This is a genomic window from Nocardia sp. NPDC058497 (assembly GCF_042720195.1).
GTDB lineage: Bacteria > Actinomycetota > Actinomycetes > Mycobacteriales > Mycobacteriaceae > Nocardia.
The window spans coordinates 1-1,386 of the sequence record NZ_JBHXMY010000967.1; the positions used below are offsets into that span (position 1 = coordinate 1).

At 66.2% G+C, this 1,386-nt stretch carries 1 protein-coding gene; it reads right to left on the minus strand.

What is annotated here, in order from left to right:
- Positions 1 to 450 precede the first annotated feature (450 nt).
- On the minus strand, positions 451 to 1,386 hold a 936-nt coding region (locus tag ACFWPJ_RS32920; protein WP_378857443.1), incomplete at its 5' end, for a SpoIIE family protein phosphatase.

The window sequence follows — 1,386 nt, forward strand, 5'->3', positions numbered from 1 at the left end:
GCGCTGGGCCGTCCCGGGGTCAGTGCTGGGTTACTCGGTGATGGCGGACAGCGTTTCGATCAACGTCACGACTACATCGAGGAGGTCACCGAGAAAAGCAGAAAACATGAAACTCTCCTTTCAATCGGATGATCGACCCGCAGGCGTGCATGAAATCAACACGTAATGTCGACTTCTTCGAAGCGGTAGAGACTGGCGAAACTCTGCAATTCAGATTGCGGGGAGATCGCTGGAATTTCTGGGGTCACACCGGGATGGTGTGGAATCGCGTTCACACCGTAGCAAACGTGGATTCACGCATTCAAGGATAGTGAGATTTGCTAACGGAATCTCGAAACTCTACCGAATAACCTGGTCGGGCCGGGTATTTGCGATGGGTGCCGACTGGGTCGCGGCCACGGAATGCCGTCGTGACCGGCTTTCCTCTTCGGCGCGGTGAGTACACGGGTGTTATCGGAACGTATTGTTGGATGACTGTTCGGGTGCCCGCGTGGACCCACGCAGGGGATTTGCCGTCGGAAATGTTATCGACGGCAGGGTCACCCACATGCGGACCCGGGTGCCGTTCTCGTCGTGGCTGAATTCCAGATCCTCGGTCAGCACCCGCATCATCTCCACCCCGCGGCCGCGATAACCGGGATCGGTCGGGGTGGGAATCCAGCGGCCCGAGTCGGTGACCTCGATGACCACGCGGTCGCCTTCGCAGGTCGCGGTGAGGGTGACGCGGCCGGGCTCGGTATCGCGGTAGGCGTGTTCGACACTGTTGCTGCACGCCTCGTTGGCGGCGGCGACCAGGTCGGCGGCCAGGTCGTGCGGGACGGCGGCGGTCGCGAACCAGCGGTAGAGGTTGCGCCGCAGGCCGGTCAGTTCCGATGCGGCAGCGGGGATGTCGAGGCGCAGCGGCGCGGGCGGCTGCCGGTAGACGACCATCGCGACGTCGTCGTCGTAGCCCGCGGGCGGACACAGCCGGGACAGGACGGCATCGGCGACGTCGCGGGGGAGTGCGCCGCCGGTCTCGCTGAGCACGCCGGCGATCTTGACGAAGCCTTCTTCGATGTCGTACCCACGTTGCTCGACGAGTCCGTCGGTGAACAGCACCAGCGTCGCGCCCGGCGGCAGCGCCGTGGTGGCCTCCGGCCTGCGCGGGGTGTCGAACGTGGCCAGCGGCACGGCACGGCCGCCTTCGAGGACCCGGCCCGGTCCGCCGGGCGGCGCGAGGACCGGGGGCATATGGCCGGCATTGGAGTAGCGGACCATGCCGCGTTCCGGATCGAGCACGGCCGCGCAGACTGTGGTGCACATGGCGCCGGGGATCCGGGCGGCCACGGCGTCGAGCTCGGCCAGCAGCTGTGCGGGCCCGGCGCCGCGCAGCAGCAGGGCCCGTGC